Source organism: Acinetobacter sp. CIP 64.7 (genome assembly GCF_000369745.1).
Lineage (GTDB): Bacteria > Pseudomonadota > Gammaproteobacteria > Pseudomonadales > Moraxellaceae > Acinetobacter > Acinetobacter fasciculus.
Window position 1 is genome coordinate 111,543 of the sequence record NZ_KB850178.1, and the last position, 1,065, is coordinate 112,607.

A 1,065-nucleotide genomic window follows, 5' to 3' on the forward strand; every position below is an offset into this window, starting at 1 on the left:
GCTTATGCCACAATTAAAGGTATTGAAGTCATGCGTGCACTACGTAAAGGACAAGCATCGTCATTTTATTATGGTCAGCCTCAGGGTGAAGTGTGTCTAATCAACAGGGTTTTCAGTCTCTAAGTACTTTTTAAAGGGAACATCATCGACTCAAATCTCTATTTGCAACAGTGCCATTAAACTCGCCTCGGCTCAAGGGAAGTACAAAGGCCGGGTACATAAATTGAAGCCTGATCAAGCTGACGCTTTGCGACAAGCATGGAAGGAAGGGAAGTATCCTTCAAAAATGGCATTAGGCCAGGCATTTGGAATTAGTCGCCAAGCGGTATACCGTTATTTAAAAGCCGATGAATAACTCAATTGAAATTTACGACTATATTTAGTTTAGCTTATGTAAGCCCAAAATATAAATGTCCGGTTTCTCCAAAGTAAAAATGTCCGCTTTTAGAATACCAAATTTACACTAAGTATTTGATTTTTTATTTTTATAAATTAAAAGATCAACAAGCTAAAAGACGAATACGAGTTCGGATTGACTATGTAGAAGATAGAAATTTCGGAGATACTGAACCTGTTAGTGAAGGGATATCTGAGTTACGTTTACTATTCTTGGTATATAGCCGGTTGCTATAAGATTCCTTTGAAAAATAAGAAATTGCTTTGAAGTTTAAAATGCTTTAATTACTAATAATAATTTCTTTGGAATATTTACTGATTATGTCTCATTCTCATATCCACGGGACAGTCAATTATGGAACTGCTTTTGCAATAGGTATTGTATTAAATTTAGGATTCGTGGCAATTGAAGCAATTTATGGCTGGCATACGGGCTCTATGGCCTTACTGGCAGATGCAGGGCATAACTTAACTGATGTCGGGGGGTTACTTTGGCACTGTTGCAAATAGGCTGACATGATAAGCTAAATATCTTATTTATTTCGAGATACAGCAGATGAATCCCTTCCACGGTCGGCACTTTCAAGGTGAAATCATTCTTTGGGCTGTTCGTTGGTATTGTAAATATGGCATCAGCTATCGTGAACTTCAAGAAATGCTCGCTGAACG

The 1,065-nt window shown here is 37.6% G+C and carries 1 protein-coding gene and 3 pseudogenes; all 4 read left to right on the forward strand.

Going from position 1 to position 1,065, the window contains the following annotated elements:
• Positions 1–123 (forward strand): annotated as a pseudogene (locus F890_RS17920) (IS6 family transposase); the annotation flags it as partial.
• 52 nt (positions 124–175) lie between these two features.
• Positions 176–355: pseudogene (locus F890_RS18890) on the forward strand (recombinase family protein); the annotation flags it as partial.
• A gap of 362 nt (positions 356–717) precedes the next feature.
• Complete coding sequence (locus F890_RS02700; protein ID WP_004281886.1) at positions 718–906, forward strand: cation efflux transmembrane domain-containing protein; 189 nt, start codon at positions 718–720, stop codon at positions 904–906.
• Positions 907–952: 46 nt separating this feature from the next.
• Positions 953–1,065: pseudogene (locus tag F890_RS19390) on the forward strand (IS6 family transposase); the annotation flags it as partial.